This window comes from Amycolatopsis sp. SB7-3 (assembly GCF_041021335.1).
Classification (GTDB): domain Bacteria; phylum Actinomycetota; class Actinomycetes; order Mycobacteriales; family Pseudonocardiaceae; genus Amycolatopsis; species Amycolatopsis japonica.
This window is the reverse complement of sequence record NZ_JBFPJQ010000001.1, coordinates 1,736,281-1,762,988: the sequence shown is the minus strand read 5'-3', so window position 1 is coordinate 1,762,988 and position 26,708 is coordinate 1,736,281. Positions and strand designations below refer to the sequence as shown.

23 protein-coding genes are annotated in these 26,708 nt (G+C 69.1%); 15 read left to right on the top strand and 8 right to left on the bottom strand.

All coding sequences use genetic code 11. The annotated features are described in order from the left end of the window. Positions 1 to 2: 2 nt before the first annotated feature. From AB8M46_RS08575 to AB8M46_RS08550, 6 genes are all read left to right on the top strand, one after another. Entirely contained in the window at positions 3 to 2,030 is a 2,028-nt protein-coding gene (locus AB8M46_RS08575) for a DUF6779 domain-containing protein (protein WP_394360010.1), read from the top strand. Between the two features lie 28 nt (positions 2,031 to 2,058). Then, entirely contained in the window at positions 2,059 to 3,228 is a 1,170-nt protein-coding gene (locus tag AB8M46_RS08570; RefSeq protein WP_081975729.1) for a PrsW family intramembrane metalloprotease, read from the top strand. Positions 3,229 to 3,363: 135 nt separating this feature from the next. After that, positions 3,364 to 4,281 carry a Rossmann-like and DUF2520 domain-containing protein gene (locus AB8M46_RS08565; protein ID WP_394360009.1) on the top strand — a complete coding sequence of 306 codons (918 nt, stop codon included), beginning with the start codon at positions 3,364 to 3,366 and terminating at the stop codon, positions 4,279 to 4,281. Beyond that, positions 4,278 to 5,186 (top strand): pantoate--beta-alanine ligase, encoded by a 909-nt coding sequence (panC, locus tag AB8M46_RS08560; protein ID WP_037335229.1) that lies wholly within the window; start codon positions 4,278 to 4,280, stop codon positions 5,184 to 5,186. The genes AB8M46_RS08565 and panC overlap by 4 nt, the downstream gene beginning before the upstream one ends. 12 nt (positions 5,187 to 5,198) lie before the next feature. Then, positions 5,199 to 5,693, top strand: a complete 495-nt coding sequence (gene panD, locus AB8M46_RS08555; RefSeq protein WP_016337767.1) for an aspartate 1-decarboxylase — start codon at positions 5,199 to 5,201, stop codon at positions 5,691 to 5,693. Positions 5,694 to 5,697: 4 nt separating this feature from the next. Next, a complete protein-coding gene (locus AB8M46_RS08550; RefSeq protein WP_394360008.1) occupies positions 5,698 to 6,477 on the top strand; it encodes a type III pantothenate kinase in 780 nt (259 codons plus the stop codon). 46 nt (positions 6,478 to 6,523) lie between these two features. Here AB8M46_RS08550 and AB8M46_RS08545 read toward each other — a convergent pair whose 3' ends face one another. After that, positions 6,524 to 7,288 (bottom strand): class I SAM-dependent methyltransferase, encoded by a 765-nt coding sequence (locus AB8M46_RS08545; RefSeq protein WP_394360007.1) that lies wholly within the window; start codon positions 7,286 to 7,288, stop codon positions 6,524 to 6,526. Then, the gene (locus AB8M46_RS08540) at positions 7,285 to 8,058 is read right to left on the bottom strand and encodes a class I SAM-dependent methyltransferase (protein WP_394360006.1); all 774 of its coding nucleotides are present in this window, start codon (positions 8,056 to 8,058) and stop codon (positions 7,285 to 7,287) included. The genes AB8M46_RS08545 and AB8M46_RS08540 overlap by 4 nt, the downstream gene beginning before the upstream one ends. Positions 8,059 to 8,154: 96 nt before the next feature. Between AB8M46_RS08540 and lysS the strand changes: the two genes are divergently transcribed. Then, entirely contained in the window at positions 8,155 to 9,666 is a 1,512-nt protein-coding gene (lysS, locus tag AB8M46_RS08535; RefSeq protein WP_037335237.1) for a lysine--tRNA ligase, read from the top strand. Between the two features lie 151 nt (positions 9,667 to 9,817). Next, complete coding sequence (locus tag AB8M46_RS08530; RefSeq protein WP_005165380.1) at positions 9,818 to 10,171, top strand: Lsr2 family protein; 354 nt, start codon at positions 9,818 to 9,820, stop codon at positions 10,169 to 10,171. A gap of 6 nt (positions 10,172 to 10,177) precedes the next feature. Here the strand turns inward: AB8M46_RS08530 and AB8M46_RS08525 are convergent, their stop codons facing one another. After that, positions 10,178 to 11,017, bottom strand: coding sequence for a DUF6597 domain-containing transcriptional factor (locus AB8M46_RS08525; protein ID WP_394360005.1), 840 nt, complete (start codon positions 11,015 to 11,017; stop codon positions 10,178 to 10,180). Positions 11,018 to 11,083: 66 nt separating this feature from the next. On the opposite strand from AB8M46_RS08525, the gene AB8M46_RS08520 reads away from it, so the two are divergent. After that, the gene (locus AB8M46_RS08520) at positions 11,084 to 11,665 is read left to right on the top strand and encodes a TIGR03086 family metal-binding protein (RefSeq protein WP_394360004.1); all 582 of its coding nucleotides are present in this window, start codon (positions 11,084 to 11,086) and stop codon (positions 11,663 to 11,665) included. Here AB8M46_RS08520 and AB8M46_RS08515 read toward each other — a convergent pair. Further along, on the bottom strand, positions 11,662 to 12,480 hold the full coding sequence (locus AB8M46_RS08515; RefSeq protein ID WP_394360003.1) for an iron-sulfur protein: 819 nt from the start codon (positions 12,478 to 12,480) through the stop codon (positions 11,662 to 11,664). The two genes, AB8M46_RS08520 and AB8M46_RS08515, sit on opposite strands and share 4 nt — an antisense overlap. A gap of 347 nt (positions 12,481 to 12,827) precedes the next feature. Between AB8M46_RS08515 and AB8M46_RS08510 the strand changes: the two genes are divergently transcribed. From AB8M46_RS08510 to AB8M46_RS08495, 4 genes are all read left to right on the top strand, one after another. After that, a complete protein-coding gene (locus AB8M46_RS08510; RefSeq protein WP_016337759.1) occupies positions 12,828 to 15,386 on the top strand; it encodes an ATP-dependent Clp protease ATP-binding subunit in 2,559 nt (852 codons plus the stop codon). A gap of 369 nt (positions 15,387 to 15,755) precedes the next feature. Beyond that, positions 15,756 to 16,121, top strand: a complete 366-nt coding sequence (locus AB8M46_RS08505; protein WP_394360002.1) for a type II toxin-antitoxin system RelE/ParE family toxin — start codon at positions 15,756 to 15,758, stop codon at positions 16,119 to 16,121. A gap of 1 nt (position 16,122) precedes the next feature. Then, positions 16,123 to 16,461, top strand: coding sequence for an XRE family transcriptional regulator (locus AB8M46_RS08500; protein WP_037335250.1), 339 nt, complete (start codon positions 16,123 to 16,125; stop codon positions 16,459 to 16,461). A gap of 61 nt (positions 16,462 to 16,522) precedes the next feature. Next, on the top strand, positions 16,523 to 18,289 hold the full coding sequence (locus AB8M46_RS08495) for an Hsp70 family protein (RefSeq protein WP_394360001.1): 1,767 nt from the start codon (positions 16,523 to 16,525) through the stop codon (positions 18,287 to 18,289). On the opposite strand, the gene pcp is transcribed toward AB8M46_RS08495, so the two are convergent. Next, positions 18,290 to 18,925: a pyroglutamyl-peptidase I gene (gene pcp, locus AB8M46_RS08490; RefSeq protein WP_037335254.1), complete on the bottom strand. Its 636-nt coding sequence runs from the start codon at positions 18,923 to 18,925 to the stop codon at positions 18,290 to 18,292. Positions 18,926 to 18,951: 26 nt separating this feature from the next. After that, complete coding sequence (locus AB8M46_RS08485) at positions 18,952 to 20,367, bottom strand: M1 family metallopeptidase (RefSeq protein WP_394360000.1); 1,416 nt, start codon at positions 20,365 to 20,367, stop codon at positions 18,952 to 18,954. Positions 20,368 to 20,518: 151 nt separating this feature from the next. On the opposite strand from AB8M46_RS08485, the gene AB8M46_RS08480 reads away from it, so the two are divergent. Then, the gene (locus tag AB8M46_RS08480; protein ID WP_394359999.1) at positions 20,519 to 23,704 is read left to right on the top strand and encodes a BTAD domain-containing putative transcriptional regulator; all 3,186 of its coding nucleotides are present in this window, start codon (positions 20,519 to 20,521) and stop codon (positions 23,702 to 23,704) included. A gap of 62 nt (positions 23,705 to 23,766) precedes the next feature. On the opposite strand, the gene AB8M46_RS08475 is transcribed toward AB8M46_RS08480, so the two are convergent. Together AB8M46_RS08475 and AB8M46_RS08470 are read right to left on the bottom strand one after the other, a co-directional pair. After that, positions 23,767 to 24,564 (bottom strand): ABC transporter permease, encoded by a 798-nt coding sequence (locus AB8M46_RS08475; RefSeq protein ID WP_016337752.1) that lies wholly within the window; start codon positions 24,562 to 24,564, stop codon positions 23,767 to 23,769. Beyond that, positions 24,561 to 25,538 (bottom strand): ATP-binding cassette domain-containing protein, encoded by a 978-nt coding sequence (locus AB8M46_RS08470; protein WP_125694982.1) that lies wholly within the window; start codon positions 25,536 to 25,538, stop codon positions 24,561 to 24,563. The genes AB8M46_RS08475 and AB8M46_RS08470 overlap by 4 nt, the downstream gene beginning before the upstream one ends. A gap of 137 nt (positions 25,539 to 25,675) precedes the next feature. Here AB8M46_RS08470 and AB8M46_RS08465 point away from each other — a divergent pair, with 137 nt between their 5' ends. Next, on the top strand, positions 25,676 to 26,704 hold the full coding sequence (locus AB8M46_RS08465; protein WP_394359998.1) for an endonuclease/exonuclease/phosphatase family protein: 1,029 nt from the start codon (positions 25,676 to 25,678) through the stop codon (positions 26,702 to 26,704). Positions 26,705 to 26,708 lie beyond the last annotated feature (4 nt).

The following is a 26,708-nucleotide window of genomic DNA, read 5'->3' as shown; positions in this document are numbered from 1 at the left end:
GCATGACCGGGGTGGGTGACGACTCGCGCGGCCGCCTTGCGGGTAGGCCGTGGCTTGTCGTCGGCTTGGTTCTCGCCGTCGGCGCGACTCTCGCATTGGTGCTTTCCGACGACCTCCGCTACTTGCGGTTGGGCATCGTCGCGGCGCTGTGGGCCGCCTTGATCGGTGCGTTCCTCGCGGTCCGCTACCGCAAGCACGTGTCGCAGAGTGAGGACGCCGTCGCCGAGGCACAGGCCGTCTACGAGCTGGAGCTGGAACGCGAGATCGCCGCCCGCCGCGAGTTCGAGCTGGAGATCGAGGCGGAGACCCGGCAGGCTGCCGAGAGCCGTTCCCACGAAGAGCTCGAAGCGCTCAGAGCCGAGGTGAGCGCCCTGCGCGAAAGCCTCCAGTCGCTCTTCGGTGGCGAGGTGCTCCTCGAACGCGTCGCGCTCACCGCGCAGGCCACCCGGATGCGGTCCCTCGACAACAAGCAGCTGATGAGCGCGGGGTCCGAGAACGGCAACGGCAAACCCCAGCTCATGGCGGCCAAGAGCACCACGATCGACGTCGACGAGCGTGAACGCGAGCGCGAGCGCCCGACCGAGATGATCGACCGCGTCCTCGAGCCCGCCTCCGCGCGGGTGGGCACGCCGCCCGCGGCTCGCCGCAAACCGGCGAACGGCCAGGTCAACGGCACCAACGGGTACGGGCAGAGCAATCAGGTCCAGCGGCCGAAGCCGGTCGACGAGTCGACTCGCCGCAGTATGCGCAAGGCGGACGCCCGTGCTTCGAAGGCGGCCGAGGCGCTCGCCGCCGAAGCCGCTCGCCGCGAGCGGCTCGAGATGTCCAACCCCGGGATGTCGCCCGCCGAGGTCTCCCGGCCGATGCCGAGGGTCGACGCCCCGCGCAAGACCCCGCCGCCGGTGACACCGGCTGAGGTGTCCCGTCCGTCGATGCCGGGGGTGTCGCGCGCCGAGGTCTCGCAGCCGTCGATGCCGACCATCGCCCGGCAGCCCCAGCGGCCGGAGCCCCCGCGCAACGAACCGCCCCGCCGCACGCAGCAGTCTTCGCTTCAGCAGCGGCTCGACGCCGGCACCGTGCAGCGTCCTCCCGCGACGCGGCCCGAGGAGCAGACCCGGAAGCAGACGCCGCCGGTGAAGCCCCCGGTGCAGGCGAAGCCGGTGAAGAAGGTCGAGCCGGACCGTCCCCGGCCGAACCGTGAGCTCGGCCTGACGCGCCCCGGGATGAAACCCGTCGAGCGGCAGCGTCCGGCCGGTGGCACGCCGCCGCCCGCGAACAAGCCCGCCACGCCGGAGCCCATGGAGGCCACCGGCGAATGGAAGCCGTCGTGGACGCAGGAGCGCCCGGTCTCCGATCTGAGCGCCGCGTTCCCCAGGAAGGACGACTTCCAGGACCGGCTGCGGCCCACGCCGCCCGCCAAGCCCCAGCCCGCGGCCGCGCAGTCGCGTCCCGAGCCGCGTCCGGAACCGCGCCCCGAGCCGAGGCCGGAATCGCGTCGCGACCCGGAGCCACCGACTCCGCCGTCGATCCCGGCCGTGTCCGAGCCGCCTCGCCGGGCCGAGCCCGTGCGGCAGCCGGAGCCCGAACCGGTGCGCCGTCCGGCGGCCGAGGCGCCGTCGCGGCACGGATCCCCGGCCGCGGAGGAACCGCCCGCGGTCAACCCGACCCTGCCCGAAGAGATCCGGCTGGCGCAGAACGGTGGCGGCGGACGCCGTCGCCGGGCCGCCGAGGACTCCTCGGTCTCGATCACCCCGGCCCCGAACGTCCCGGAGCCCACCGGTGGCGGCCGTCGCCGTCGCCCGGACGGGGAGCCCCCGGCTTGGCAGAGCACCGAGTCCACCGGCGGCCGTCACGGCGGCAGGCGGGCGAAGCCGGACGACGAGACGCCGTCCCGCAACGGCTCGTCGCACAGCCGTCCGGAGACCTCGGACGCGGGCTCGCACGCCTCCGGCCGATCGGTGATGGACCTGCTCGCCGCCAACGGCGCGAACGAATCCACTCCGCGGCGCAGGCGGCGCGCCGAAGACTGACCCCGTACCGACGGTAGGGTGACCCGCTGTGAGCGAGCCTTCCTCCCCGGCGCCCGGTCTCGACCGGCCCCGCCGGTCTCGGTCGATCACCGTGCTGCTGCCGGTGCTCGGGTTGATCGCCGTCGCGCTGTGCGGGTTGTTCGTCTTCGGCACGGTGACCGAAAAGGTGGGCCCGCTCGCGGTGGGGATCGGTGTGCTCGCGGCGCTGGTCCCGGTCGCCGTGGTGGTCACCGCGTTCCTGTGGGTGGACCGCTGGGAGCCGGAACCGCCGAAGCTCCTGCTGCTGGCCTTCGTCTGGGGCGCGTGCGTCGCGACGATCATCGCGTTGCTGCTCAACAGCGGCGCCGAGGCCGTCGGTGACCTGCTGCTCGGTACGGGCGTCGGCGGCAAGATCAGCGGGCTGGTCTCCGCGCCGCTGGTCGAGGAGGCCGCGAAGGCCGTTTTCATCCTGCTGCTGTGGTGGCGCCGCCCGAGCGAGTTCGACGGCGTCGTGGACGGCATCGTCTACGCCGGGTTCACCGCGGCGGGCTTCGCCTTCACCGAGAACATCTACTACTTCGGCCGCGCGTTCGCCGAGCACGGCTTCGGCGACGGCACGAGCGCCGGTGTGCTCGCGGCGTTCTTCCTGCGTGGCGTGCTCTCGCCGTTCACGCATCCGCTGTTCGCCGTGATGACCGGGATCGGACTCGGGGTCGCCGCGAGCAGCAAGGTCCGCTCGCTGCGGATCCTGGCGCCGATCGGCGGCTACCTCGTCGCCGTGCTGCTGCACGCGCTGTGGAACGGCGCGGCGCTGCTCGGCGGCGCCAAGACCTTCCTGAACGTCTACTTCCTGATCATGGTGCCGCTGTTCATCGGCGTCTTCTCCGTGGTGGTCATGCAGCGGCGCCGCGAGCAGCGGATCGTCGCCGCGGCCCTGCCGATGATGGTCGACGCCCGCTGGATCGCCCCGTCGGAGGTGTCGCTGCTGGCCAGCCTCTCCGGTCGGCGGTCGTGGCGGAAACAGGCCCGGAAGCAGTCGGGGCGGGAGGCGGCGAAGGCCGTCGGCCGCTACCAGGCCAGCGTGACCGAGCTCGCGTTCCTGCGGCGCGGTCCGAAGCTCACCGACGAGGCGAAACAGCGGCAGAGCGAACTGTTGCAGGTGCTCAAGACGTCACGCGCCGAGGCCGTCCGGCTCGCCGACGGCGCGCCGCGCGGGTGACCACGGTCAGGTGAAGCTGGTCACGAGCGCCGGGTCAGACCCGGGGCGGAGGGTTACCCTCGCGCCGTCGTCTGGTACCCGCGACCGCAGAGCGGGACTGGAACGAGTTGAGGAGTTTTCGACCATGAGCGTCCATTGGCGCACGCCATGATGAGGCCCGCTCGCCTGGCCGTGGGCGTTGTCTCCGCAGGTCGTGTCGGCAGTGTCGTGGGCGCGGCGCTCACCAGGGCCGGGCACACGGTCGTCGCCGCTTCGGGCCTTTCCCACGCTTCGGTGCGCCGGGCGGAGCAACTGCTCCCCGACGTGCCGCTCCTGCCGCCCGACGAGGTCGCCCGCCGCGCCGATCTGGTCCTGCTGGCCCTGCCGGACGACGCGCTCGCCGGGATGGTGCGTGGTTTCGTCGCCACCGGTTCGCTGCGCCCGGGACAGATCGTCGTGCACACCTCCGGGTCGCACGGCATCGACGTCCTCGCGCCCGCCGCCGAGGCGGGCGCGCTGCCGCTGGCGCTGCACCCCGTGATGACCTTCACCGGCCGTCCCGAAGACCTCGACAGGCTCGCCGCCTGCAGTTTCGGCGTCACGGCGGCGGAGGGGGACGAGGCGGCGTGGAACGTCGGCGAGGCGTTGACCGTGGAGATGGGCGCGGAGCCCGTCCGGGTCCCCGACGAAGCGCGAGCGCTCTATCACGCGGCGTTGGCACACGGTGCGAACCACCTGATGGCGCTGGTCGCCGACTGCGCGGAACTGTTGCGGGAGGCGGGAATCGCCCAGCCCGAACGCCTGGTGGCTCCGTTGTTGTCGGCGGCGTTGGATAATGTTCTGCGACACGGGGACCGCGCACTGACCGGGCCGGTGGCCCGTGGTGATCTCGGCACCGTGCGCAAGCATCTCGCGGTGCTGGCCGAACGTGGCCCCGACATCGCCCCGAGCTATCGCGCGCTGGCCAAGCGCACGCTGGCGCGCGGCGACGCCGCCGGGCTCTTGGACGCCTCGGCAGCCGCCGAGCTCACCGAACTCCTCAGTGACCCCGCCGAAGGGCAGCAAAACCAGTGACCACACCGAAATTCGCCCGAGGCACGCTGCACACCTTCCAGCCGCCGGAGCAGGTCAGCCAGGTGACGCGTGCGCTGCACGGCGTCGGCCGCAAGGTCGCGCTGGTGCCCACCATGGGCGCACTGCACGCCGGTCACCGCGAGCTGATCCGCCGGGCGAAGCGGCTGCCGAACACGGTCGTCGCGACGTCGATCTTCGTGAACCCCCTGCAGTTCGGGGAGGGCGAGGACTTCGAGGCGTACCCGCGTCCGCTGGACAAGGACCTCGAAGTGCTGAAGGAGGACGGAGTCGAGCTGGGCTTCCTGCCCAAGGCGTCGGATCTGTATCCCGAAGGTGCCACCGTCACGGTGCACCCCGGCCCGCTCGGCGACGAGCTGGAAGGCGCGGTGCGGCCGGGGCATTTCGCCGGCGTGCTCACCGTGGTGGCGAAACTGTTCAACATCGTGCGGCCGGATTACGCCTTCTTCGGGGAGAAGGACTACCAGCAGCTGGTGCTGATCAAGAAGATGGTGCGCGACCTGAACTTCGACACCCGCGTCATCGGGGTGCCGACGGTACGGGAGCGCGACGGGCTGGCGTTGTCCTCGCGCAACGTCTACCTGACTCCGGAACAGCGCGAGGACGCGATCGTGTTGTCGGCGGCGCTCACCGCGGGTGCCTTCGTCGGACGCGACGGCGCGGAAGCCGTGCTGGCGACCGCCAGGCAGACCCTCGCCGCGCGACCCGCGGTCGAGGTCGATTATCTGGAATTGAGGGGAACCGACCTCGGGCCCGCGCCCGTCGACGGTGAGGCGCGTCTGCTGATCGCGGCCAGGGTGGGGAGTACCCGGCTGATCGACAACGTCCCGGTGGTGCTCGGCGCGGCCGTGGACCATCCGGAACACGCGCCGGACGCAGGGGAATAGGGAGAGTCCACGATGTACCGCACGATGCTGAAATCGAAGATCCATAGGGCGACGGTCACCCAGGCCGATCTCCACTACGTCGGATCGGTGACCGTCGACGAGGACCTGATGGACGCGGCGGATCTGCTGCCGGGCGAACAGGTGTCCATTGTGGACGTCACCAACGGCGCGCGGCTCGAGACCTACGTGATCGCGGGCGAACGCGGCAGCGGGGTGCTCGGCATCAACGGCGCCGCGGCGCATCTGGTGCACCCCGGCGATCTGGTGATCCTGATTTCGTACGCGCAGATGGAGAACGCCGAGGCGGCCGCGTTCCGGCCGCGCGTCGTCTTCGTCGACGCGGACAACCGGATCGTCGAGAAGGGCGCCAACCCCGGGCACGCGCCGGAGGGCTCCGGCCTGTTGAGCGGCACCGTGACCCTGGCCGACGACGACACGATGACCTTCCCGGTCGCCGAAACCGCCGACGCCCGCCGTCTCGACGCGCTGCTGCACGCCGAAAGCTGAGTCCTTGCTGCTCACGATCGACGTCGGCAACACCAACATCGTTCTCGGGCTGTACTCGGGAGACGACCTGGTCGGTGACTGGCGGATGCGCACCGACGCGCGGATGACCGCCGACGAACTCGCGCTCACCATGCGCGGGCTCCTCGGTTCGCACGCGGACGCGGTCACCGGGATCAGCGCGCTGTCCACGGTTCCCGCCGTGCTGCGGGAGCTGCGCGTCATGCTTTCGCGGTACTACGCCAGGGTGCCGAAGATCGTCATCGAGCCGGGAGTGCGCACCGGCGTGCCGCTCCTGGTCGACAACCCCAAGGAGGTGGGCGCGGACCGGCTGGTGAACACCCTGGCCGCGCATCACCTGCACCCGTCCACCGCCTGTGTGGTGGTGGATTTCGGGACTTCGACCAATGTGGACGCCATCTCCGCCAAGGGCGAGTTCCTCGGCGGCGCGTTCGCGCCCGGGATCGAGATCTCGGTCGACGCGCTGGCCGCGCGTGCCGCGGCGCTGCGGAAGGTGGAGCTGGTGCCGCCGCGGTCGGTGATCGGGAAGAACACCGTGGAATGCCTGCAATCCGGCATCCTCTACGGTTTCGCCGGCCAGGTCGACGGCCTGGTGAAGCGGATCAAGCGCGAGCTCTCACCGGGCGGGGCGGATCCGGTCGCGGTGATCGCGACCGGCGGCCTCGCGCCCCTGGTACTCGGCGAGTCCGAGACGATCACCGAGCACGCGCCCGATCTGACGCTCCTTGGCCTCCGGCTGGTCTACGAGCGCAACCACCGCGTTTAGTCCTCTGAATGCGGTCCTTGCGCGGGCAACTACCGCGTTTAGAGGACTAAACGCGGCGGGAGGCGATCATCAGCACCCGCCGCGTCATCAGGTCCTGGTTCCGCAGCGTCTGTTCGAGGCTCGCCCGGAGCCGCGAAGGATCGTCGCCCGATTCCGCCGCCAGCTCCTCCAGACGTTCGAGCGAAAGCTCCACGGTCCGCCGCTGCCGCGCCCGCCAGTCCGGCGTCTCCTCGTAGGTGAGGACGTCGAAGCCGGCGGCCTCCAGCAGCGGCCGGTGGTCGGCGACCTGGGGCGGCCGGTTCACCGGCTGCCCGTCGAAGTCCCAGGTCGTGACGAGCAGCCGCCCACCCGGCGCGAGGATCCGCGCGAACTCCTCGCAGGCGCGCCGCTTGTCGGGCGCGAACAGCAGCGCGTCGACGCTCATCACCGCGTCGAACGACGCGTCCTCCAGCCCGGTGTCCTGAAAGTCGCCGATCCGGAAATCGGTCGCCTCGACGTCCATCGCTTCGGCTCGGCGCCGTGCCGACGCCAGTGCCGTCGCCGCGATGTCGATGCCGGTGAGCGTCGCGTACGTGCGCGCGGCGACCCAAAGCCCGGGACCGCCGCGCCCGCAGCCGATGTCGGCGAGTCGGCCACCGGGCTCCAGCTGCGCTTCGGCCGCGATGCGGCGCAGGTCGGTCCGGGTCACGAAGCTGTAGGTGTCCAGCTCGGCGGGGTACTCGTCGCCGTAGACCTCGGCCCAGATCCGCGCGGACACCGCCGACGCGGGGGCGCCGAACGTCGTCGTGAACGCCGCCTTCCAGTCGGTCATCGCTTACGCGCCCGGAAGACGGTGGTGGTGATCGGCAGATCGAATTCCCCTGACGCGGTTTCCGGATTCCGGTCGAGGAATTCCCGCGCCGTGCGAAGTTTGGCTTCGCGTTCCTCCGCCGGGGCCACCAGGATGTGCGAATGGGTCGCGAGGGTGGCCACGAGGGTTTCCGCCGTCCTGGGTTGTTTGTGACCGAACGTCTTCTTCTCGAACGGCTCGAAGGCCTCGTGTCGCGGCAGCGATTCGTAGTCGCTCAGCCAGCGCCTGCTCATCGACGTCTTGATCAGCGCGTTCAACTCCGCCAGCCAGCCCGCCGACTCGTCGTCGTGGTTCCACAGCGCCGCAACGACTCCGCCCGGCCTCAGCACCCTGGCCATCTCCGGATAGGCCCGGTCGAGATCGAACCAGTGGACGGCCTGGCCCACCACCACGGCGTCCACGGCTCCGTCCGGCAGCGGGATCTCCTCGGCGGTCCCGATGAGCGGGGCCACGGCGGGAAGTGTCCTGGTGAGCTCGGCGAGCATCTTCTCGTCCGGCTCCACGGCGGTCACCGTGACGCCCAGCGCCAGCAGTCCTTCGCTGACCTTGCCGGTCCCGGCCGCCAGGTCCAGGACCCGCTCCGGGGCTCCCGCCGCGCCGGCCAGCCCCCAGGCCAGTGCCTTTTCCGGATAGTCCGGCCGATGCGCGGCATAGTCGGCGGCCTTCGCGCCGAACGAGGCGGCGCGGCGGGCGTGCAGTTCGGGTTCGATGCCGGGAGTGGATGAGTTCACGCGCTCAAGGTTAATGGAGAGAAAACCGGCCGGTCCGGACCCGGAAAAGGTAATCCGGTTGGCGTAGGGAACCGGCGGGTTCGTACGCTGTGCGCCATGACTGAAATCCCCGCATCCGAGGGCGTGAGCCCCGACGAAGACCTGCCGGAACAGATGCGGGTGCGCCGGGACAAGCGCGACCGGATAATCGCGGAGGGTATCGATCCGTATCCGGTCGAGGTGCCCCGGACGCACTCGCTGGCCGAAGTGCGCGCGAAGCATTCCGGTCTTCCTGTCGACACCGCCACCGGCGACATCGTCGGTATCACCGGCCGGGTCATGTTCATGCGCAATACCGGCAAACTGTGTTTCGCGAGTCTTCGTGAAGGCGACGGCACCGAGTTGCAGGCGATGCTCAGCCTCGCGAAGGTGGGCGAGGACGCGCTCGCGGCGTGGAAGTCCGATGTCGATCTCGGTGATCACGTATTCGTCTCCGGTGAGGTCATCACCTCCAAGCGCGGTGAGCTTTCCGTGATGGCCGACTCGTGGCGCATCACGTCGAAAGCATTGCGCCCGTTGCCCGTGGCGCACAAAGACCTGGCCGAGGAAACGCGGATCCGGCAGCGTTATGTCGATCTGATCGTGCGTCCCAAGGCCCGGGACGTGGTCCGTACCCGCGCCGGTGTGCTGCGTTCCCTGCGTGACTCGTTTCACGGCCGGGGATTCCTCGAGGTCGAGACCCCGATGCTGCAAACGCTGCACGGCGGCGCCGCGGCGCGGCCATTCGTCACGCATTCGAATGCCTTCGACCTCGATCTGTACCTGAGGATCGCGCCGGAGCTGTACCTCAAGCGTTGCGTGGTCGGCGGTATCGAGAAGGTCTTCGAGATCAACCGGAACTTCCGGAACGAGGGCAGCGACTCCTCGCACTCGCCGGAGTTCGCCATGCTCGAGTACTACGAAGCGTATGCGACCTATGACTCCAACGCGGTGATGACGCGGCAGCTCATCCAGGAGGCGGCACAGAACGTTCTCGGTACTCAGGTGGTCACTCTCGCCGACGGTTCGGAGTACGACCTGTCCGGCGAGTGGACCACGCTCGGAATGTACGAGTCGTTGTCCGAGGCGTTGTCGGAAGAGGTCACTCCCGAGACATCGGCGGACAAGCTGCGTTCCTATGCCGAAGCGCGAGAGCTGGAGCTCGACCCGAAGTTAGGTCACGGCAAACTCGTCGAAGAACTTTGGGAACATCTCGTCGGCGATCATCTCCACGAACCCACTTTTGTCCGTGATTTTCCGGTCGAGACATCCCCGCTGACCAGGCAACATCGCAGCAAGCCGGGGGTCGCGGAGAAGTGGGATCTGTACGTGCGCGGATTCGAACTGGCCACCGGATACTCCGAGCTGGTCGATCCCGTGGTGGAGCGTCAGCGTCTGGTGGAACAGGCTCGGCTGGGTGCGCAGGGTGATAGTGAGGCCATGAACCTGGATGAGGATTTCCTCCGCGCGCTGGAGTACGGAATGCCGCCGAGCGGTGGTGTCGGAATGGGGATCGACCGGTTGCTGATGGCGCTGACCGGCCTTGGTATCCGGGAGACCATCCTGTTCCCGCTCGTCCGACCCGAATAACCCGTCCGCGTGACAGATACCTCGATCGTTCTCGTAAACAAGATTTGCGTTATGAGTCGGTAGCGGGTATTAATGTCGCTAGACAAAGTCTTCTGTCCGGGGCATGCCCCGTACCAGATCATTCGTGTAAGCCCCCAGCAGGAGGAAACAGATGGCACAGAAGGTGCTCGTCTCGCTCGTCGACGACCTCGACGGCACTGAGGCGGAAGAGACCGTCGAGTTCGGTTTGGACGGTGTGAGCTACCAGATCGACCTTTCCGCGGAAAACGCGGAAGAGCTTCGTGACGCGCTGGCCCAGTATGTGGAGCACGCCCGTCGCGCGGGTGGCCGTAAGCGCACCGCCATTCGTCCGGTCGCCGGCGTGAAGGCCGCCGCCCGTCCCGCGACCGTGGACCGCGAGCAGAACCAGGCCATTCGCGCCTGGGCCCGCAAGAACGGCTTCCAGGTTTCCGACCGTGGGCGTATCCCGTCCGAGGTCGTGGAGGCCTACCACAAGAAGAACTGAGGTCTTTCAGACCAGACGGCCGCCGGGAAACTTTTCCCGGCGGCTTTCTTGTTCTTGTACACGGTTCAAGCGGGCGTACTCGGTGGGCGCCCATCCGGTCACGGAGCGGAAATCCCGGGTGAAGTGCGCTTGGTCGCTATAGCCCAGCGTGAACGCCAGTTCCGCGTAGTCCGGCCGTTCCTCGGCCGCGATCCGTGCCGCCGCTTCGTTCAATCGGTATACCTGAATCGCCCATTTGGGGGCGGTACCGACATGTTCGGCGAACAGGCGTTGCAGGCTTCGTTGAGACAGGCCCGTCCGGCTTGACAGCTCGGCGACCCGGGTAATGGACGGCTCGGCCGCGATTGTTTCCACCGCTTCGATGGCCGCCGCGGCCGCGGCGGTGAGCACGGGGTGTTTCGCGAGGAGCAGTTCCTCCGCGACACGGACCATTTCGAAGTCGTCCGTCGCATTCCGTACCGATTCCGTCACTCCGCCGTCGCCGGGGAAGAGATCGGTGAGCGGAACGGAACCGCCGGAGATCATCGAGACCGGACCACCGAGGAATGCCCGGAATGCCCCGGGACGGAATCGCACGCCGATACCGTGGTCCGTGCCCTCGACGAGGTAGCGGAAAGGCCGTTTCCCCGGCCCGAACGCGCCGGCCGCGAGGCGGAAGAACGTGACGTTCACCGCGAGATTGGGCAAAACCACCTGTTCCTCGCCCGGTCTGCCGCGCAGATCCCACCGCAGCACCCAGTGATGGTCGACGTACGGGCGCAGTTCCGGCGAGGGCGGATGCCGGACGAGGCTGAACTTCGCCGCCCGCGCGTTGACGATCCCCGCCGGGATCCGGTGCCCGCTCACCGGATCAACCTAACCTTGTCGCGTTTCTTCAAGACAGCGCACAGGTCCCCGTGAACTCATGGCCTCATGTCCGAACACGCCGCCCTGATCGCCCCCGCCGCCGCGGAGTTCACCGGAATCCTGCGCGGGATCGGCGAAACCGACCTCTCCGCCCGCACGCCGTGCGCCGAGTACGACGTCCGCGCGTTGCTGAACCACCTTCTCTACTGGGGTCCCTGGCTCGAAGCCGCCGGGCGCAAGACGGCACCGCCCGAGGTGTCCGTCGGTGAGGCCGAAGCGGGCCTCGCCGACGGCGAATGGCTCAGCGCCATCGAGAAACAGACCGCGCGGCTCGTGGACGTCTTCGGGACATCCGAAGCGTGGCAGGGCACGACGGCGCTCGGCACGGCGGAAATGCCGTCCTCGTTCGTCGGCGACATGGTGCTGGGCGAGTTCGTCTTCCACGGCTGGGACCTGGCGAAGGCGACCGGCCGCTCACTCGACGTCGCACCCGAAGCGGCCGAAGCCGTCTTGGCGTCCGCCGCGGCGATGGGCGAACAGGCCCGGGCGATGAAGGTGTACGGCGAAGAAGTGCCCGTCGCGGAAGGCGCGACGACGTTCGAGCGCGCTTTGGGCGCGACGGGTCGAAACCCCGGCTGGCTCCCTTAGCGGACCCGCGGGCAACCGCCGCATTCCGATTCCGCGGGAAGCAGATAGTTGTAACAGCAGCCTTCGCGGTTTCGCGTCCACTCGCGGCGTCCGTCGGCTCCCGATGTCAGGGTCAGCTTCGACGCGGACGTCAGCGGCGGGAACCGCGTTTCGAGGACCAGGGCGGCGTCCGCGACCCCGGCGCCCTCGGCCTCCGGAGTCCCGCCCAGCCGCCCCGCCGACCACAGCGCGTTGTCGAGCGCGTCCGTGGCGGCGGCCCACAACTGGCGCCGCCCGAGCCTCGTCAGCGGCCCGTAGACGTCGATGAACCGGCTCGCGTGCGCGACGTACCGGCCCCGCAGGACGGTCGCGAGCGCCCGCTCGTCCGGGACCACGACGGCCCTCGGATGCGCCGAACCCGCGTCGGTCGGCAGGCAGTGGAAGCCGTCGCCGAGAACGGCCACCGAGTCCGGGTGGGGCCGGTCGGCGCCGATCCGGAACGCCAGCGCGGACGGCGCCAGCGACGGGACGCGGCGTTCGTGATGGAGCAGCATCGCGCCGGCCAGGGCCGGGACGTGCAGGTACCAGGACAGGATCCAGCTCGCCGGGGCCCGCTCGGGGATCATAGGGGCTTCCCGATACGTCTCGGCGAGCCAGCCGGTGAGCCGCTCCCGCCAGCGCAGGAGACGGGCCGGTTCGCGGAGCAGGTCGCCGCAGCGGACCCAGCCCGGCTCGTCCTCCGGCACGTCCGCGCGGAGCCGGGCGTCTTCGGGCATCCTCGACAGGGAGGCGCGGAGCTCGTCTTCGCGCGACGCGAGCGTGTGGGGATACGACACACCGGCCTCCCGTCATTAGGTACGGCTAACCTTACATACCGTCCGTGACTACTCCGGACGGGTGTCCATCCACTGGGCGGAGCCCGTGTTCGCGCTCAGCGGACAACCCTCGTCCGGCGGAATCCGGACGCGTGTTCGCACGTTGGGCTTGACGTAAAGGTGCAGGGCAACCGGAAGATGAAAGAGCGCACGGCCGGAGAACGGCCGGGGCGCGAACGGGCCGCAATCAGCCGTAGTGGTACGCCAGCGCGACCGCATGGCTACTAGAGTGGTCTCACGGTGCTGAATCCATCGCGGTGAAAGCACGATGGAAACGGGCCGCCGTCGCAGCAGTCGAGGGAGTGCACATGTTTGAGAGGTTCACCGACCGCGCGAGGCGGGTGGTCGTCCTGGCCCAAGAAGAGGCCAGGATGCTCAACCACAACTACATCGGCACCGAGCACATCCTCCTGGGTCTGATCCACGAGGGTGAAGGTGTCGCCGCCAAGGCGCTGGAATCGCTGGGCATCGCGCTGGAGGGCGTCCGCCAGCAGGTCGAGGAGATCATCGGCCAGGGGCAGCAGGCCCCGAGCGGGCACATCCCCTTCACCCCGCGGGCCAAGAAGGTGCTTGAGCTGTCGCTGCGCGAAGCGCTGCAGCTCGGCCACAACTACATCGGCACCGAGCACATCCTGCTCGGGCTGATCCGCGAGGGTGAAGGCGTCGCCGCACAGGTGCTCGTCAAGCTCGGCGCGGACCTCAACCGGGTGCGTCAGCAGGTCCTGCAGCTGCTGTCGGGCTACCAGGGTGGCAAGGAGTCGACCGAGACCGGCTCCGGACGCGGTGAAGGCACCCCGTCGTCGTCGCTGGTGCTCGACCAGTTCGGCCGCAACCTGACCGTGCAGGCCCGCGAAGGCAAGCTCGACCCGGTCATCGGCCGGGGCAAAGAGATCGAGCGGGTCATGCAGGTGCTGTCGCGGCGCACCAAGAACAACCCGGTCCTCATCGGCGAGCCCGGCGTCGGCAAGACCGCCGTCGTCGAAGGGCTCGCGCAGAACATCGTCAAGGGCGAGGTCCCGGAGACGCTGAAGGACAAGCAGCTCTACACCCTCGACCTCGGCTCCCTGGTCGCCGGTTCCCGGTACCGCGGTGACTTCGAAGAGCGCCTGAAGAAGGTGCTCAAGGAGATCAAGACCCGCGGCGACATCATCCTGTTCATCGACGAGCTGCACACGCTCGTCGGCGCGGGTGCCGCCGAGGGCGCGATCGACGCCGCGTCGATCCTGAAGCCGATGCTGGCCCGTGGTGAGCTGCAGACGATCGGCGCGACCACGCTCGAGGAGTACCGCAAGTACATCGAGAAGGACGCCGCGCTGGAGCGCCGCTTCCAGCCGATCCAGGTCGGCGAGCCGTCGCTCGAGCACACGATCGAGATCCTGAAGGGTCTGCGTGACCGGTACGAGGCGCACCACCGCGTCTCGATCACCGACGGCGCGCTGGTGCAGGCGGCCACCCTCGCGGACCGCTACATCAACGACCGCTTCCTGCCGGACAAGGCGATCGACCTGATCGACGAGGCCGGCGCCCGGATGCGCATCCGCCGCATGACCGCGCCGCCGGACCTGCGCGAGTTCGACGAGAAGATCGCCGACGTGCGCCGGGACAAGGAGTCCGCGATAGACGCGCAGGACTTCGAGCGCGCCGCCCGCCTCCGTGACGAGGAGAAGACCCTCCTCGGCCAGAAGGGCGAGCGGGAGAAGCAGTGGAAGGACGGCGACCTCGACGTCGTCGCCGAGGTCGACGAGGAGCAGATCGCCGAGGTCCTCGCCAACTGGACCGGTATCCCGGTGTTCAAGCTCACCGAGGAGGAGACCACGCGTCTGCTCCGCATGGAGGAGGAGCTGCACAAGCGGATCATCGGCCAGGAGGACGCGGTCAAGGCCGTCTCCCAGGCGATCCGCCGCACCCGTGCCGGCCTGAAGGACCCGAAGCGCCCCTCCGGCTCGTTCATCTTCGCCGGCCCGTCCGGTGTCGGTAAGACCGAGCTGTCCAAGGCGCTCGCGGCGTTCCTGTTCGGTGAGGACGACGCGCTCATCCAGATCGACATGGGTGAGTTCCACGACCGCTACACCGCTTCGCGGCTCTTCGGTGCCCCTCCGGGCTACGTCGGCTACGAAGAGGGCGGCCAGCTGACCGAGAAGGTGCGGCGCAAGCCGTTCTCGGTGGTGCTGTTCGACGAGATCGAGAAGGCCCACCAGGAGATCTACAACACGCTCCTGCAGGTCCTCGAAGACGGCCGTCTCACCGACGGTCAGGGTCGTACGGTCGACTTCAAGAACACCGTGCTCATCTTCACCTCGAACCTGGGTACCTCGGACATCTCCAAGTCCGTTTCGCTCGGGTTCTCGTCCGGCGGTGACAGCACCAACCGGTACGAGAAGATGAAGCAAAAGGTCAACGAGGAGATGAAGAAGCATTTCCGGCCGGAGTTCCTGAACCGGATCGACGACATCATCGTCTTCCACCAGCTGACCAAGGAACAGATCATCGAGATGGTCGACCTGATGATCGCCCGGGTCGAGACGCAGCTCAAGGCCAAGGACATGGAGCTGGAGCTCACGCCCAAGGCCAAGTCGCTGCTCGCCAAGCGCGGCTTCGACCCGGTGCTGGGCGCGCGGCCGCTGCGTCGCACGATCCAGCGCGAGATCGAGGACCAGCTGTCGGAGAAGATCCTGTTCGGCGAGGTCCAGCCCGGCCAGATCATCCTGGTCGACGTCGAAGGCTGGAACGACGAAGAGGGCGAGAAGGACGACAAGGCGCACTTCGTCTTCCGCGGCGAAGCCCGCCCCTCGTCGGTCCCGGACGCCCCGCCGGTGAGCATCGGTGCCGGCTCGACCGAAGAGAACGGTGAAGCCGAGGGCGAGTAACGCCTCTCTGCTCCGGAAGTGCCCGTCGCGGTTCGCCGCGGCGGGCACTTCCGCGTTTCGGTGCGGTGTGTCGTCTGCCCAATCACGCGAGTTCGCCTTCCAATCACGCGAGTTCCGTGTTCCGTCACGTGAGTCACGTGTTTCCGTACGGACGCCATTCGTGTGCGGATGGACGACACGCGTGATTGGGCGGACGACACACGTGATTGGGCGCGGGACTCACGTGATTGGGGCCGTGACTCGCGTGATTGGAGGCGGAACTCGCGTGCGGTCCTTGCGGTTGCGGAAGGCCCGAGGCGGAAGCGCGCCTTCGTGGGAACTCTGGTCTTCGAGCCTCGACCGATATAAGGTCTACATTATGGTCGGCTGATGCAGTGGGAGATCGAACTTCACGAGGAAGTGGATCGCTGGTTCGCGGCGCTGTGTCGGGAAGAACCGCGTACGGCCGACCGGGTCGAAGAGGCGATCGACATGCTGGCTCGTGAAGGCCCCCGGCTCGGGCGGCCGCTGGTCGACCGGATCAGCGGATCGCGAAGACACAACTTGAAAGAGTTACGCCCGGCGTCGGCCGGGCATACCGAGATCAGGATCTTGTTCGTCTTCGATCCGGTGCGCAGGGCCGTGCTCCTGGTGGCCGGTGACAAGGCCGGAAACTGGAAACGGTGGTACGACATCAACATCCCGATCGCGGAGGAGCGATACCGGCACCACCTCGACGCGATGGAGGAAAGCTGAAATGGGTCGGTCCTGGAAAGAGGTCAAGGCCGAAAAGCTCGCCGCGGACCGTGACGCCGGCCGCGACGTCGAAGCCGCGCGGGCCGAGGCGCGCGAAGCCACTCAGGCGTACGTTCTCGGCTTCCGGCTGTCGCGACTGCGTGAGGACGTCGGACTGAGCCAGGCCGAGGTCGCCAAGCGGATGGGTGTCAGCCAGCCGCGAATCAGCCAGCTCGAGCAGGGTGATCCGAGCCAGATGGAATTGGACACGCTCCGCAGGTACATCGGCGCCTTGGGCGGCCGGATGCGCGTGGTCGCCGATTTCGACGATCACGACGTCACCATTTCCACCGCCGTCTGAACCCGCCCCGGTCTCCCGATCTTCGCGTGAGACGATGCCATCGGGTCCGGGAGGGGGTCAGGTGGACGTTCTGGCGATCGATTTCGGTACCTCCAGCACGGTGGGGGTGCTTTCGATCCACGGCAGGGGGACGCAGGTCGTCGAGATCGACGGGTCGGTGACGATGTCGTCCGCGATCTACGCCGACAAGGACGGCACGGTCTTCGTCGGCCGGGACGCCGAACGCCGGGCCCGGCTGGATCCGAGCCGGTTCGAGGCGAATCCGAAGCGGCGCATCGACGAGGGCGCCCTTCAGCTCGGTGACCTCTCGCTTCCCATCGCCGACGCGTTCGCCGCGGTCCTGCGCCGGGTCGGCGAAGAGGCCGAGCTGCTCCTTCAGCGGATGCCCGCGCAGGTGCGCATTTCGCATCCCGCCGGCTGGGGCCCGGATCGCAAGCAGATCCTCCGCGACGCCGCCCTCAAGGCCGGATTTCCCACCACGGTGCTGATTCCCGAGCCGGTCGCGGCCGCCGCGCATTACGCCTCGCTCAACAACGGCAGGCGCCCGCCCGGTCCGATCGCGGTGTACGACCTCGGGGCGGGCACCTTCGACTGCGCCGTCGTCGGCGTGAGCGCGCAGGGGTTCGCCGTGCTCGCCGAGGACGGGCTGCCCGATCTCGGCAGTCTCGACATCGACCAGGCGCTGCTGGTGCACATCGGCCGCGAGGTGTCGCATTCCGATCCCGCGCACTGGCAACGGATCCTGCGCCCGCAGTCGGTCAGCGACCGCCGGACGCGCCGGTCGTTGCTGCAGGATGTCCGCGACGCCAAGGAAAGCCTGTCCCGCCACCAGCAGACCGAGATCCCGATGCCGGAGCCCTTCGGCGACGTGCGGGTGACGCGGATGGAGCTCGAAGCGCTCGTCCGGCCGAGTTTCCTGCGCAGCGGCGAACTCCTGGCCACCACGATCCATCGCGCCGGGCTGACCCCGGACCGGCTCGGCGGCGTCTACCTCGTCGGCGGGCCGAGCCGGATGCCGTTGCTGGCGAGCCTGCTGGCGAACCAGCTCCGGATCGCGCCGACCACGCAGGACCAGCCGGAGACGGCGGTCGCGTTCGGGCTGCATCACGTGCCCACCGGTGGCGAGGATTCCCAGCTGACCGTGCCCGCTTTCGCGCCGGTGCGGCCACAGCCCGTCCAACAACCGGTTCAGCAACAGCCCCCGCCTGCTCGGCGTCCGCAGCCGCCGCGCTGGACGCCGCCCACGCCACCGCCCGGCTGGAACTGGCAGAAACCCACGACCTACGGCGTCGTCGCGCTCGCCCTCGCGGCGATCGTGACGACGATCGTCCTGCTCACCGGCGGCGAGGACGAACCGGTCGCCGGACCGGCCCCCGCGAAACCGGTGAGCTGCGATCAGCCCGGGACGAAGGACGCGCAGGGGTTCACGGACTGTCTCCGCCGGATCGCCGCCGTCATCCCGCAGCGGGACGAATGCCGGGACGCGCCGGACGCGGCCGCCACGGTCGGCGCGTCGTCGGCGGTCACCTGCGTGTTCAAGGACGCCAAAGGATCGAACGCGATCAACTACTACCAGGGCGTCGCGATGACCGGCCTGGAGGACGGCGTCCGGCAGCGGATGACCAAGGGCAAGCCCGCGGAGGGCACCTGGGCGGCAGACGGCCTCCGAGGGCGCTACGTGGCGGGCGTAGGCGCGCGAAGCGGCATCGTGCTCTTCGGGACCGAAGACGCGCCGTTGAGCGCGATGCTCGTCTCGACCCGCAGCGACGGCACCGCGCGGACGACCGCGGAGATGGTCGAGTTCTTCACCGCACAGCTCAAGCCTTGATCAGTGCAGGGTGCCCGCCGGTGTCGAAAGGTCTTCGGTCACCGAAAGCGCGGTGTCCACGATGATCTCCAGCGCCTCGGCGGCACGGTGCACGGCCAGGCTCGGTGCGGTGGTCCGCGCGGCCTGCTCCGGGGTGTAGGGCACGTGCACGAAACCGCCGCGTACCCCGGGAAAGTCGTTGTCCAGCAAGTGCATCAGGCCGTAGAAGACCTGGTTGCACACGTACGTCCCGGCGGTGTGCGAGACCGACGCCGGCAACCCCGCGTCCTTGATCCCCGTGACACAGGCCTTCACCGGCAAGGTGGTGAAGTACGCGTTGGGCCCACCGGGGATCACCGGGACGTCGACGGGCTGCGAGCCCGCGTTGTCCGGGATGCGGGCGTCGATCAGGTTGATCGCGACCCGCTCCGGGGTGACGTCGGGGCGGCCGCCCGCCTGGCCGACGCAGATCACCAGCTCCGGGCGGTACTCGTCGATCGCGTCGCGCAAGGTGACCAGCGAACGCGAGAAGACGCACGGCAATTCGACGGCCACGGTGTCGTGCCGACGGCCGGTGAGCAGGGAAACCGCCTGCCACGACGGATTCACCCGCTCACCGCCGAACGGTTCGAAACCGGTGAGGAGCACAGACGTCATGACCTCACCCTAACGTGTGACGCACCTCAGGCGGCGGGCTTGAGGTCCCCCGGGTACAGGTACTCGGGCGCCGGCTTGGTGTTGCCGTAGAACCACGCGTCGAAGAAGCCCTGGAGGTTCTTGTGCGCGACGCGCTCGGCGAACTTCTGGAACTCCGGCAGGCTCGCGTTGCCGTCGCGGTGGATGGCGGGCCACGTCTTGAGGATGCGGTCGAACGGCGCCGCGCCGATGTAGTTCTTCAACGCGTGCAACGCCGCCGGGCCCTTCGAGTACACATACGTGAACTCGTTGCCGGGCCCCATGTCGTACAGCTTCCCGGCCCAGAACCGGTCCGTCGCCTTCTGCACGGCGTTCAGGTAACGCGCCTTGAGGTCCTGGCCCGACTTCGCCTCGGACCACAGCCATTCCGCGTACGACGCGAAGCATTCGTTGAGGCAGACGTCCTTCCACTTGTCGACGGCGACCGAGTCGCCCCACCACTGGTGGGCGTTCTCGTGCACGATCGTCGGGATGTTGCCCGCCGCGCCCGAGTAGATCGGCCTGCTCAGCGTCTCCAGCGAGAACCCGATCGGCTCGGCGAGGAAGATGCCGCCCGCCGCGTCCACCGGGTAGCGCCCGAACTTCGACGCCAGGAAGTCGATGATCTCCGGCAGCCGCGCCTCGGCCTGTTTGGTCGACGCGGGGGTGCCGGGGGCGTAGGCGTTGACGACCGGGGTGCCGTCGGACAGCTTCGTCCGCTCGAACTCCCATTTGTCGATCGCGACCGTCGTCATGTACGGCACGGCCGGGGTCTCTTCGGCCCAGACGTAGGTGGTCTTCGGCCCGTCGGCGAAGTGCCCGCGCTCGCGGCCGTTCGAGATGACGCCCCATTCCGAGGGCACGGTGACGGCGAGGTGGAAGGTCGCCTTGTCGCGCGGGGTGTCGTTGACCGGGTACCAGGTGGTCGCGGATTTCGGCTCGCCCGCGACGAACGCGCCGCCGGATTTCGCGTACTGCCAGCCGTTCTCGCCCAGCGACGGATCCTCGATCGGCTGCGGGACACCGTGATACGCGATTTCGGCGGTGAACCGCTCGTGGTTCCGCAGCGAACGCGCCGGGGTGATCACGAGTTCGTGGTCGCCGGTGCGGGCGAAGGCCGCCTTCCGACCATTGACCTTCACCGAGTCGACGGTCAGCCCGTGCAGGTCGAGGTTGAACGAGCTCAGCGCCTGCGTGGTCCGTCCGGTGATCGTCTGCAGGCCGGTGAGCTGTTTGGTGGCGGGCTCGTAGCCGATTTTCAGGTTGTAGTCGCCGACGTCGTAGCCGCCGTTGCCGTCCTGCGGGTAGTAGCTGTCGCCCGCGCCGTCGGCGCCGGGTTTCCCGGTGTCGGCGAGGGCGGTCCCGCCGCCGAAGACACTCGCGGCCAGAACGGCGGCGATGACGGCCGCACTCCGGTACCTCATTCACGCTCCCAGTCGATCGGCTGTGACTTGGCCTCGAACGTAGCGCCGTGACCTCGCCCTACCGCCCGGAAAGCTCCTTCGTGCCCGGATAATCCCCACTTCCGTCGCCTGACCGGGGTATGCGTTTGCGGCTTCTGGAAAGCTGGGGTCCGTGCGTGTGACGCTGCTGGGCCCGGTCGGAGCGGAGGCCGGTGACGGCACCCCGGTCGACATCGGCGGTGCCCGCCTCCGCATGCTCTTGGCCAGGCTCGCGCTGGAGCCCGGCCGCGCCGTCCCGGCGACGTCCCTCGTCGACGGTCTTTGGGGCGCGGAGCCGCCCGCCGACGCGGCGAACGCGCTGCAATCCCTGGTCTCGCGGCTGCGCAAGGTCCTGCGCGCCGAAGACGTCGCCCTCGACTCCGGCCCGGGTGGTTACCGGCTGGACGTCGCCCGCGAGGACGTCGACGTGTGCCGCTTCGAGCGGCTGGCCGCGGAGGGACGCGCGGAACTCGCGGCGGGCCGGGACGCCGGTGCGGCCGCGATCCTCGCCGAGGCGCTCGGGCTCTGGCGTGGTCAAGCACTGTCCGACGTCCTCGACGCTCCTTTCGCGCAGGCGCCCGCGACCCGCCTGGAGGATCTACGTCTCGAAGCCGCCGAAGACCGCTTCGAAGCGGAGATCCGGCTCGGCGGGCATGACCGGGTGCTGGCGGATCTCAAGGAGGCCGCCGCACGGCATCCGCTGCGCGAACGGCTCGCCGGGCTGTGGATCCGGGCGCTGTGCGCGGCCGATCGCCAGTCCGACGCCCTCGCGGTCTACGAGGAGGTCCGGGCGGCGCTGGCCGACCAGCTCGGCGTCGACCCCTCGGCCGAACTCCAGGAGATCCATCTCGCGGCGCTGCGCGGCGAACTCGGCCCGCCACCCGCGCCCGCCGATCATCTGCCGGTCCGGCTGACCAGTTTCGTCGGCCGTGACGACGAGCTGAAGCTGATCGCCGAACTCCTCGCCGGCGCGCGGCTGGTGACGCTCGTCGGGCCCGGCGGCGCCGGGAAGACACGGCTGGCCACGGAGGTCGCGACGCGGCATCCGGCGCACGCGCGCGGACGCGTCTGGTTCGTGCCGCTCGCCGGCGTCCGCGACCCCGGCGACCTGCCCGGCGCGGTCTTCGCGGCACTGGAGCTGTGGGATCTCGGCCTCACGCACACAGGCGATCCGATGCGCCGACCGGCGGACGCGCTGGCCAGGGTCGTGGAGACGCTCGGCGCCGGTGAATCGGTGCTGGTGCTGGACAACTGCGAGCATCTGATCGACGCGGCGGCGGAGCTGACGAACACCCTGTTGCGGCGGGTGCCGACCTTGCGCGTCCTCGCGACGAGCCGGGAGGCGCTGGCCATCGACGGCGAGACGTTGTGCCCGCTCGGTCCGCTGTCCGTTCCGGAAGGCACGCCGACCGTCTCGCAAGCGGCGGAGGCGGGCGCGATCCGCCTGTTCGTCGACCGGGCGGTGGCCGTGCGCCCGGACTTCCGGCTCGACGAGTCCACAGTGGACGACGTCGCGCAGATCTGCCGCAGGCTGGACGGGATGCCGCTGGCGCTGGAACTGGCCGCGGCGCGGCTGCGGTCGATGACCGTCGCGCAGATCTCGCAGCGTCTCGACGACCGGTTCCGCCTGCTGACCTCCGGCAGCCGGACGGCGCTGCCGAGGCAGCGCACGCTGCGTGCCGTGGTCGAGTGGAGCTGGGACCTGCTCGACGACGCCGAACGCGTGCTCGCCAGACGGCTTTCGGTGTTCGGGGGCGGTGCCGAGGTCGAAGCGGTCGAAAGCGTCTGCGCCGACGACGATCTGCCCGTCGAGGACATCCTGTACGTCCTCGGCTCGCTCGTCGAGAAGTCCATTGTGGACGCGATCGCGGGTGAGCACGGCGAGCCGCGCTACCGCATGCTGGAGACCATCCGGGCCTACGCGGCGGAACGTCTCGACGAGGCCGAAGAGCGAGAACGGCTGAGAAAGGCCTATCACCGCTACTACGCGCAGCTAGCCGAGCGGTTGGAGCCGATGCTGCGGACGGCGGATCAGCTCGTCGCGATCTCCCGCTACGACGTGGAGCACGGCAACATCGTGACCGCGCTCCGCCAGGCCATCGACGCCGACGACGTCGAGATGGCGATGCACCTGTTCGGCAGCACGTTCTGGTACTGGCTGATCAAGGGCGACAGCGATCGGGTCGAGTCCTTCGTCGCCGAAGTGCTCACTTTCGACGACCGCCTGGAGGACGACTTCGCGGCCGCGTTCCAGGCGATGCGCGAGATCACCACGATGGTGCCCGGCGTCGGCGACCCGGAAGCCGTGCGCTCGCTCATCGACGAATGCGTCCGGACCGGCGCGTACAACCGGTTCGCCGGGCTGGCCATCGGCCTGCCCATGCTGGCCTTCTTCTCGCAGGACAAGAAGCTCGCGCACCGCGAGGTGGAACGGGCGCTGTCGAGTGAGGATCCGTGGTCGAGGGCGGCGGGATCGTGGGCACACAGCTTCGTTCTCACCGACGACGGTGATCCCGACGGCGCCGAACAGGCCAGGGACCGGGCCTACGAAGGGTTCCTGGCGCTGGGCGACCGGTGGGGCACCGCGATGGCGCTGGGTATGAAGGCGAGCGACATCTCGATGTCCGGCGATCACGAAGCCGCGCTCGCGCTGTACCGCCGAGGGCTCGCCCTCGCGCTCGAACTGGGTTCGCAGGACGACGTGATCCAGCAGCGCTGGCGGCTCGCGACGGAGTACGCGCGGGCGGGCGACCTGGACACGGCGACGCGCGAGATGATCGAGGCCGAGCGCTACGCGAACGAAACGGGCAACGCCCAGCTCGCGGTGATGGTGCTGGTGGGCAAGGCCGATCTGCTCTGCCGCGCCGGACGCGTGGACGAGGCGCGCGAGGCCGCCGTCCGGTTCCGGGAGAAGATGACCTCGGTCGCGGCGCCGGGCATGTTCGGCGAGGAGTTCGGCGGCTACATCGACACCGAGATCGGGCTGGCCGCCGGGGACCTGGCCGCGGCCGAACGCGGTGCCGCGGTCGTCGTGAAGTCCACCGCGGAACGCGGCGACATCGCCGACCTCGGGCGGATCGTCGAGGTGTGCGGCCTGATCCGGTTCCGGCAGGGCGACCCCGAGACCGCCGTCCGGCTACTCGGCGCGGCGAAACTGCTGCGCGGCAGGCTGGATCTCGGTGAGCCCGCCATCCGGGATCTGATCGGCGAACTTCGCGAGCGATTCGGCGAAGAGCGCTACGAAGCCTTGCTCGCGCAGGATGCCGGGCTTTCCCGCCCCGACCTGATGTCCTGGATCCTGGGGGAAGTGGGCGCGTGAAGAAGGGCCCCTCGCCCGGCAGCGGCGAGGAGCCCTTCACGCGCGTTTCCCCCTGACCCCCGTCAGACGCGCTTCCGGTAAGCCCACGTGGCGAGCGGGAAGAAGACCGCGAGCGCGGCCGCCATCCAGATCAACGCCCCGGTCAGCGGTCCGGCGATCGGCCCGCCGTTCATCAGCCCGCGCAGGACGTCGGACATCTGGGTCACCGGGCTGATGTCGGCCCACGCCTTCAGCCAGCCGGGCATCGTGCTCGTCCCCACGAACACGTTGCTGCCGAAGGTCAGCGGCATCAGCACCACGAACATCAGGCCCTGCACCGCGCCGGGGCTCTTCACCAGCATTCCGACGAACACCGAAGCCCAGCAGAACGACAGCGCGAAGGCGATGACGAGCAGGATCGCCAGCGCGAACTCGGCGGGTCCGGTCTGGATCCGGTAGCCCATGATCGTCGCCACCACCATCAGCACGACCAGGCACACCAGGTACCGCACGATATCGGCCAGCACGGCGCCGATCAGCGGTGCGGACCGGGCGATCGGCATGGCGCGGAACCGGTCGAACACGCCCTTGGTGACGTCGGTGTTCAGCTGGACGCCGACGGTCATGCTGGCCTGCAGGATGTTGAACACCATGATGCCGGGCACGATCATCTGGAGGTAGCTCTCGGTGCTGCCCATGATCGCGCCACCGAACAGGTAGACGAACATGACCAGGAAGATGATCGGCGCGAGCGTGACGTCGGCCAGCTGCTCCGGGTTCTTGCGGATCTTCAGCACTCCGCGCCAGGCGAGGGAAAGCCCGTGCCGCGTGCTGCTCGACAGTGAAACGCGCCGTGGTGCGGGCGCGGCGATGGTCGTCATACCAGGCTCCCTTCCGGAGTAGCGTCCTTTGTGGACTCGTCGGTCTTCTTGCCGGTCAGCGCGAGGAACACCTCGTCGAGGCTGGGCAGCCGCAGCGCCAGCTCGTCCGCGGTGATCCCGGCTTCGTCCAGCTTGCGGACCAGAGTGGACAGCAGGACGGGATCGGCGACGGGCGCGGTGAGCAGCCCGGTGTCGTCGTCCCGGTTCGGCCGGACCCCGGTGAGCCCGGCCAGGATGCGCTCGACGGCGTCGAGGTCGGCGAGCGCGGACGGCCGCACCTGCAGCGTCTGGCCGCCGGTCCGCCGCTTGAGCTCGTCGGCCCGTCCGTTCGCCACGACGTGCCCGTGGTCGAACACGGTGATCGTGTCGGCCAGCTGGTCGGCCTCCTCCAGGTACTGCGTGGTGAGCAGCACCGTCGTGCCGTCGGCGACCAGCGTCCGGACCACGGCCCAGACCTCGTTGCGGGCGTGCGGGTCGAGCCCGGTGGTCGGCTCGTCCAGGTACAGCACCTTGGGACGGCCGACCAGGCTCGCGGCGAGGTCGAGCCGTCGCCGCATCCCGCCCGAGTAGGTCTTGATCGCGCGGCCGGCGGCGTCGGTCAGCTCGAACCGCTCCAGCAGCTCGGCCGCGCGCTTCTTCGCGTCCGCCCTCGAGAACTCCAGCAGCCTGCCGATCAGGACGAGGTTCTCCGTACCGGAAAGGTCCTCGTCGACCGAGGCGTACTGCCCGGTCAGCCCGATCATGCTCCGGACCGCCATCGGGTTCTTGACGACGTCGTACCCGAAGACGCTCGCGTGGCCGCGGTCCGGCCGGATCAAGGTGGCCAGGATCCGGACGGCGGTCGTCTTCCCCGCGCCGTTCGGCCCCAGCACCCCGACCACCTTGCCCGCCGGGACCTCCAGATCGACCCCGTCGAGCGCCTTCGTCTCCCCATAGTGTTTGACCAGGCCCTCGGCCCTGATCGCGTGAGTCATCGCTTTCCTCCTGTGGATCTCGCCCCGCGGACAAAGGTGCACCCCGGCCCTGGCAGACCGCGCACAGCGCGCTGGCAGCGGCTGTCAGGAACTGATAAGCGCTGGTAGACGCCGTGTGAGGAGGTTGTGAAGGTGTTGTGGAGACCGCCGCCCCGGCGCGCTCGATCGGCATACTCGACGGCATGGTGATCGAAGAACGTCCGGTTCGCCCGGCGGCCCGTCCCGGCACCGGACGGAAGCTGGTCAGCGGGCTCCTGATCGCGGCGGTCGTGCCGTTCGCGGTGCTGACCGGGCTGCGGCTGGTCGGCTACGACGGCAACACGTACACGATCGCCGCGCTCGCGCTGACCCCGTACGCCGGGATCGCGACGCTCGTGCTCGGCGTTCTCGCGCTGGTGCTACGCCGCTGGTGGACCGCGGTCGTCGCACTGGTGCTGACCTGCACGATCGCGTCGATGGTCCTGCCGCGCGCCTTCGCGAACGAGCAGAAGGCGCTCGACGGGAAGCACGTCCGTGTGCTGGCGTCGAACATGCTCGGCGGCCAGGCGGATCCCGCCAGGATCGTCGGTTACGTGAAGGAACACCAGGTCGACGTCCTGAGCCTGACCGAGCTGACCCCCGAGGCGATCACCGCACTCGACCGGGCCGGGTTGTTCCAGGTCCTGCCGTACCACGTGCTGCATCCGGCCGAGTGGGCGTTCGGCTCCGGGCTGGTGTCGAAGTACCCGCTCACGCCGCTGAAGCTGAGCGGCGACTCGGATCACAAGCAGCCCAGCGCGAGCGTGGATCTCGGGGAGGGCGTCCGCGTCGAGGTCGTCGCGGTCCATCCGTCGGCACCGATGTGGGACCGGTACGAGTGGGTCGCCGAGGCCAAGGACCTGCCGTACGCCGACGCCGAGCACGACATCCGGATCCTGGCGGGCGACTTCAACGCGAGCCTCGACCACGCGCTCTTCCGCGAGCTGCTGACCAGGGGATACGTGGACGCCGCCGACGAACTGGGGAAGGCGTTGGAAGGGACCTGGACGAACGGGATCGCGCCGCCGGTGGCCATCGACCACGTGCTGGCGGACAAACGGACGGCCATCGCGGACTTCAAGGTGCTGGAGACGCCCGGCAGCGATCACGACGCCGTCTACGCGGAAATCGTCCTGCCCGGAAAGTGACCTT

Coding starts and splice junctions, on each gene's coding strand:
- AB8M46_RS08510 (WP_016337759.1), top strand. CDS start 12,828: ATGTTTGAGAGGTTCACCGACCGCGCGAGGCGGGTGGTCGTCCTGGCC.
- AB8M46_RS08475 (WP_016337752.1), bottom strand. CDS start 24,564: ATGACGACCATCGCCGCGCCCGCACCACGGCGCGTTTCACTGTCGAGC.
- lysS (WP_037335237.1), top strand. CDS start 8,155: ATGACTGAAATCCCCGCATCCGAGGGCGTGAGCCCCGACGAAGACCTG.
- AB8M46_RS08485 (WP_394360000.1), bottom strand. CDS start 20,367: ATGAGGTACCGGAGTGCGGCCGTCATCGCCGCCGTTCTGGCCGCGAGT.
- AB8M46_RS08505 (WP_394360002.1), top strand. CDS start 15,756: ATGCAGTGGGAGATCGAACTTCACGAGGAAGTGGATCGCTGGTTCGCG.
- AB8M46_RS08575 (WP_394360010.1), top strand. CDS start 3: ATGACCGGGGTGGGTGACGACTCGCGCGGCCGCCTTGCGGGTAGGCCG.
- AB8M46_RS08500 (WP_037335250.1), top strand. CDS start 16,123: ATGGGTCGGTCCTGGAAAGAGGTCAAGGCCGAAAAGCTCGCCGCGGAC.
- pcp (WP_037335254.1), bottom strand. CDS start 18,925: ATGACGTCTGTGCTCCTCACCGGTTTCGAACCGTTCGGCGGTGAGCGG.
- AB8M46_RS08530 (WP_005165380.1), top strand. CDS start 9,818: ATGGCACAGAAGGTGCTCGTCTCGCTCGTCGACGACCTCGACGGCACT.
- panD (WP_016337767.1), top strand. CDS start 5,199: ATGTACCGCACGATGCTGAAATCGAAGATCCATAGGGCGACGGTCACC.
- AB8M46_RS08520 (WP_394360004.1), top strand. CDS start 11,084: ATGTCCGAACACGCCGCCCTGATCGCCCCCGCCGCCGCGGAGTTCACC.
- AB8M46_RS08545 (WP_394360007.1), bottom strand. CDS start 7,288: ATGACCGACTGGAAGGCGGCGTTCACGACGACGTTCGGCGCCCCCGCG.
- AB8M46_RS08470 (WP_125694982.1), bottom strand. CDS start 25,538: ATGACTCACGCGATCAGGGCCGAGGGCCTGGTCAAACACTATGGGGAG.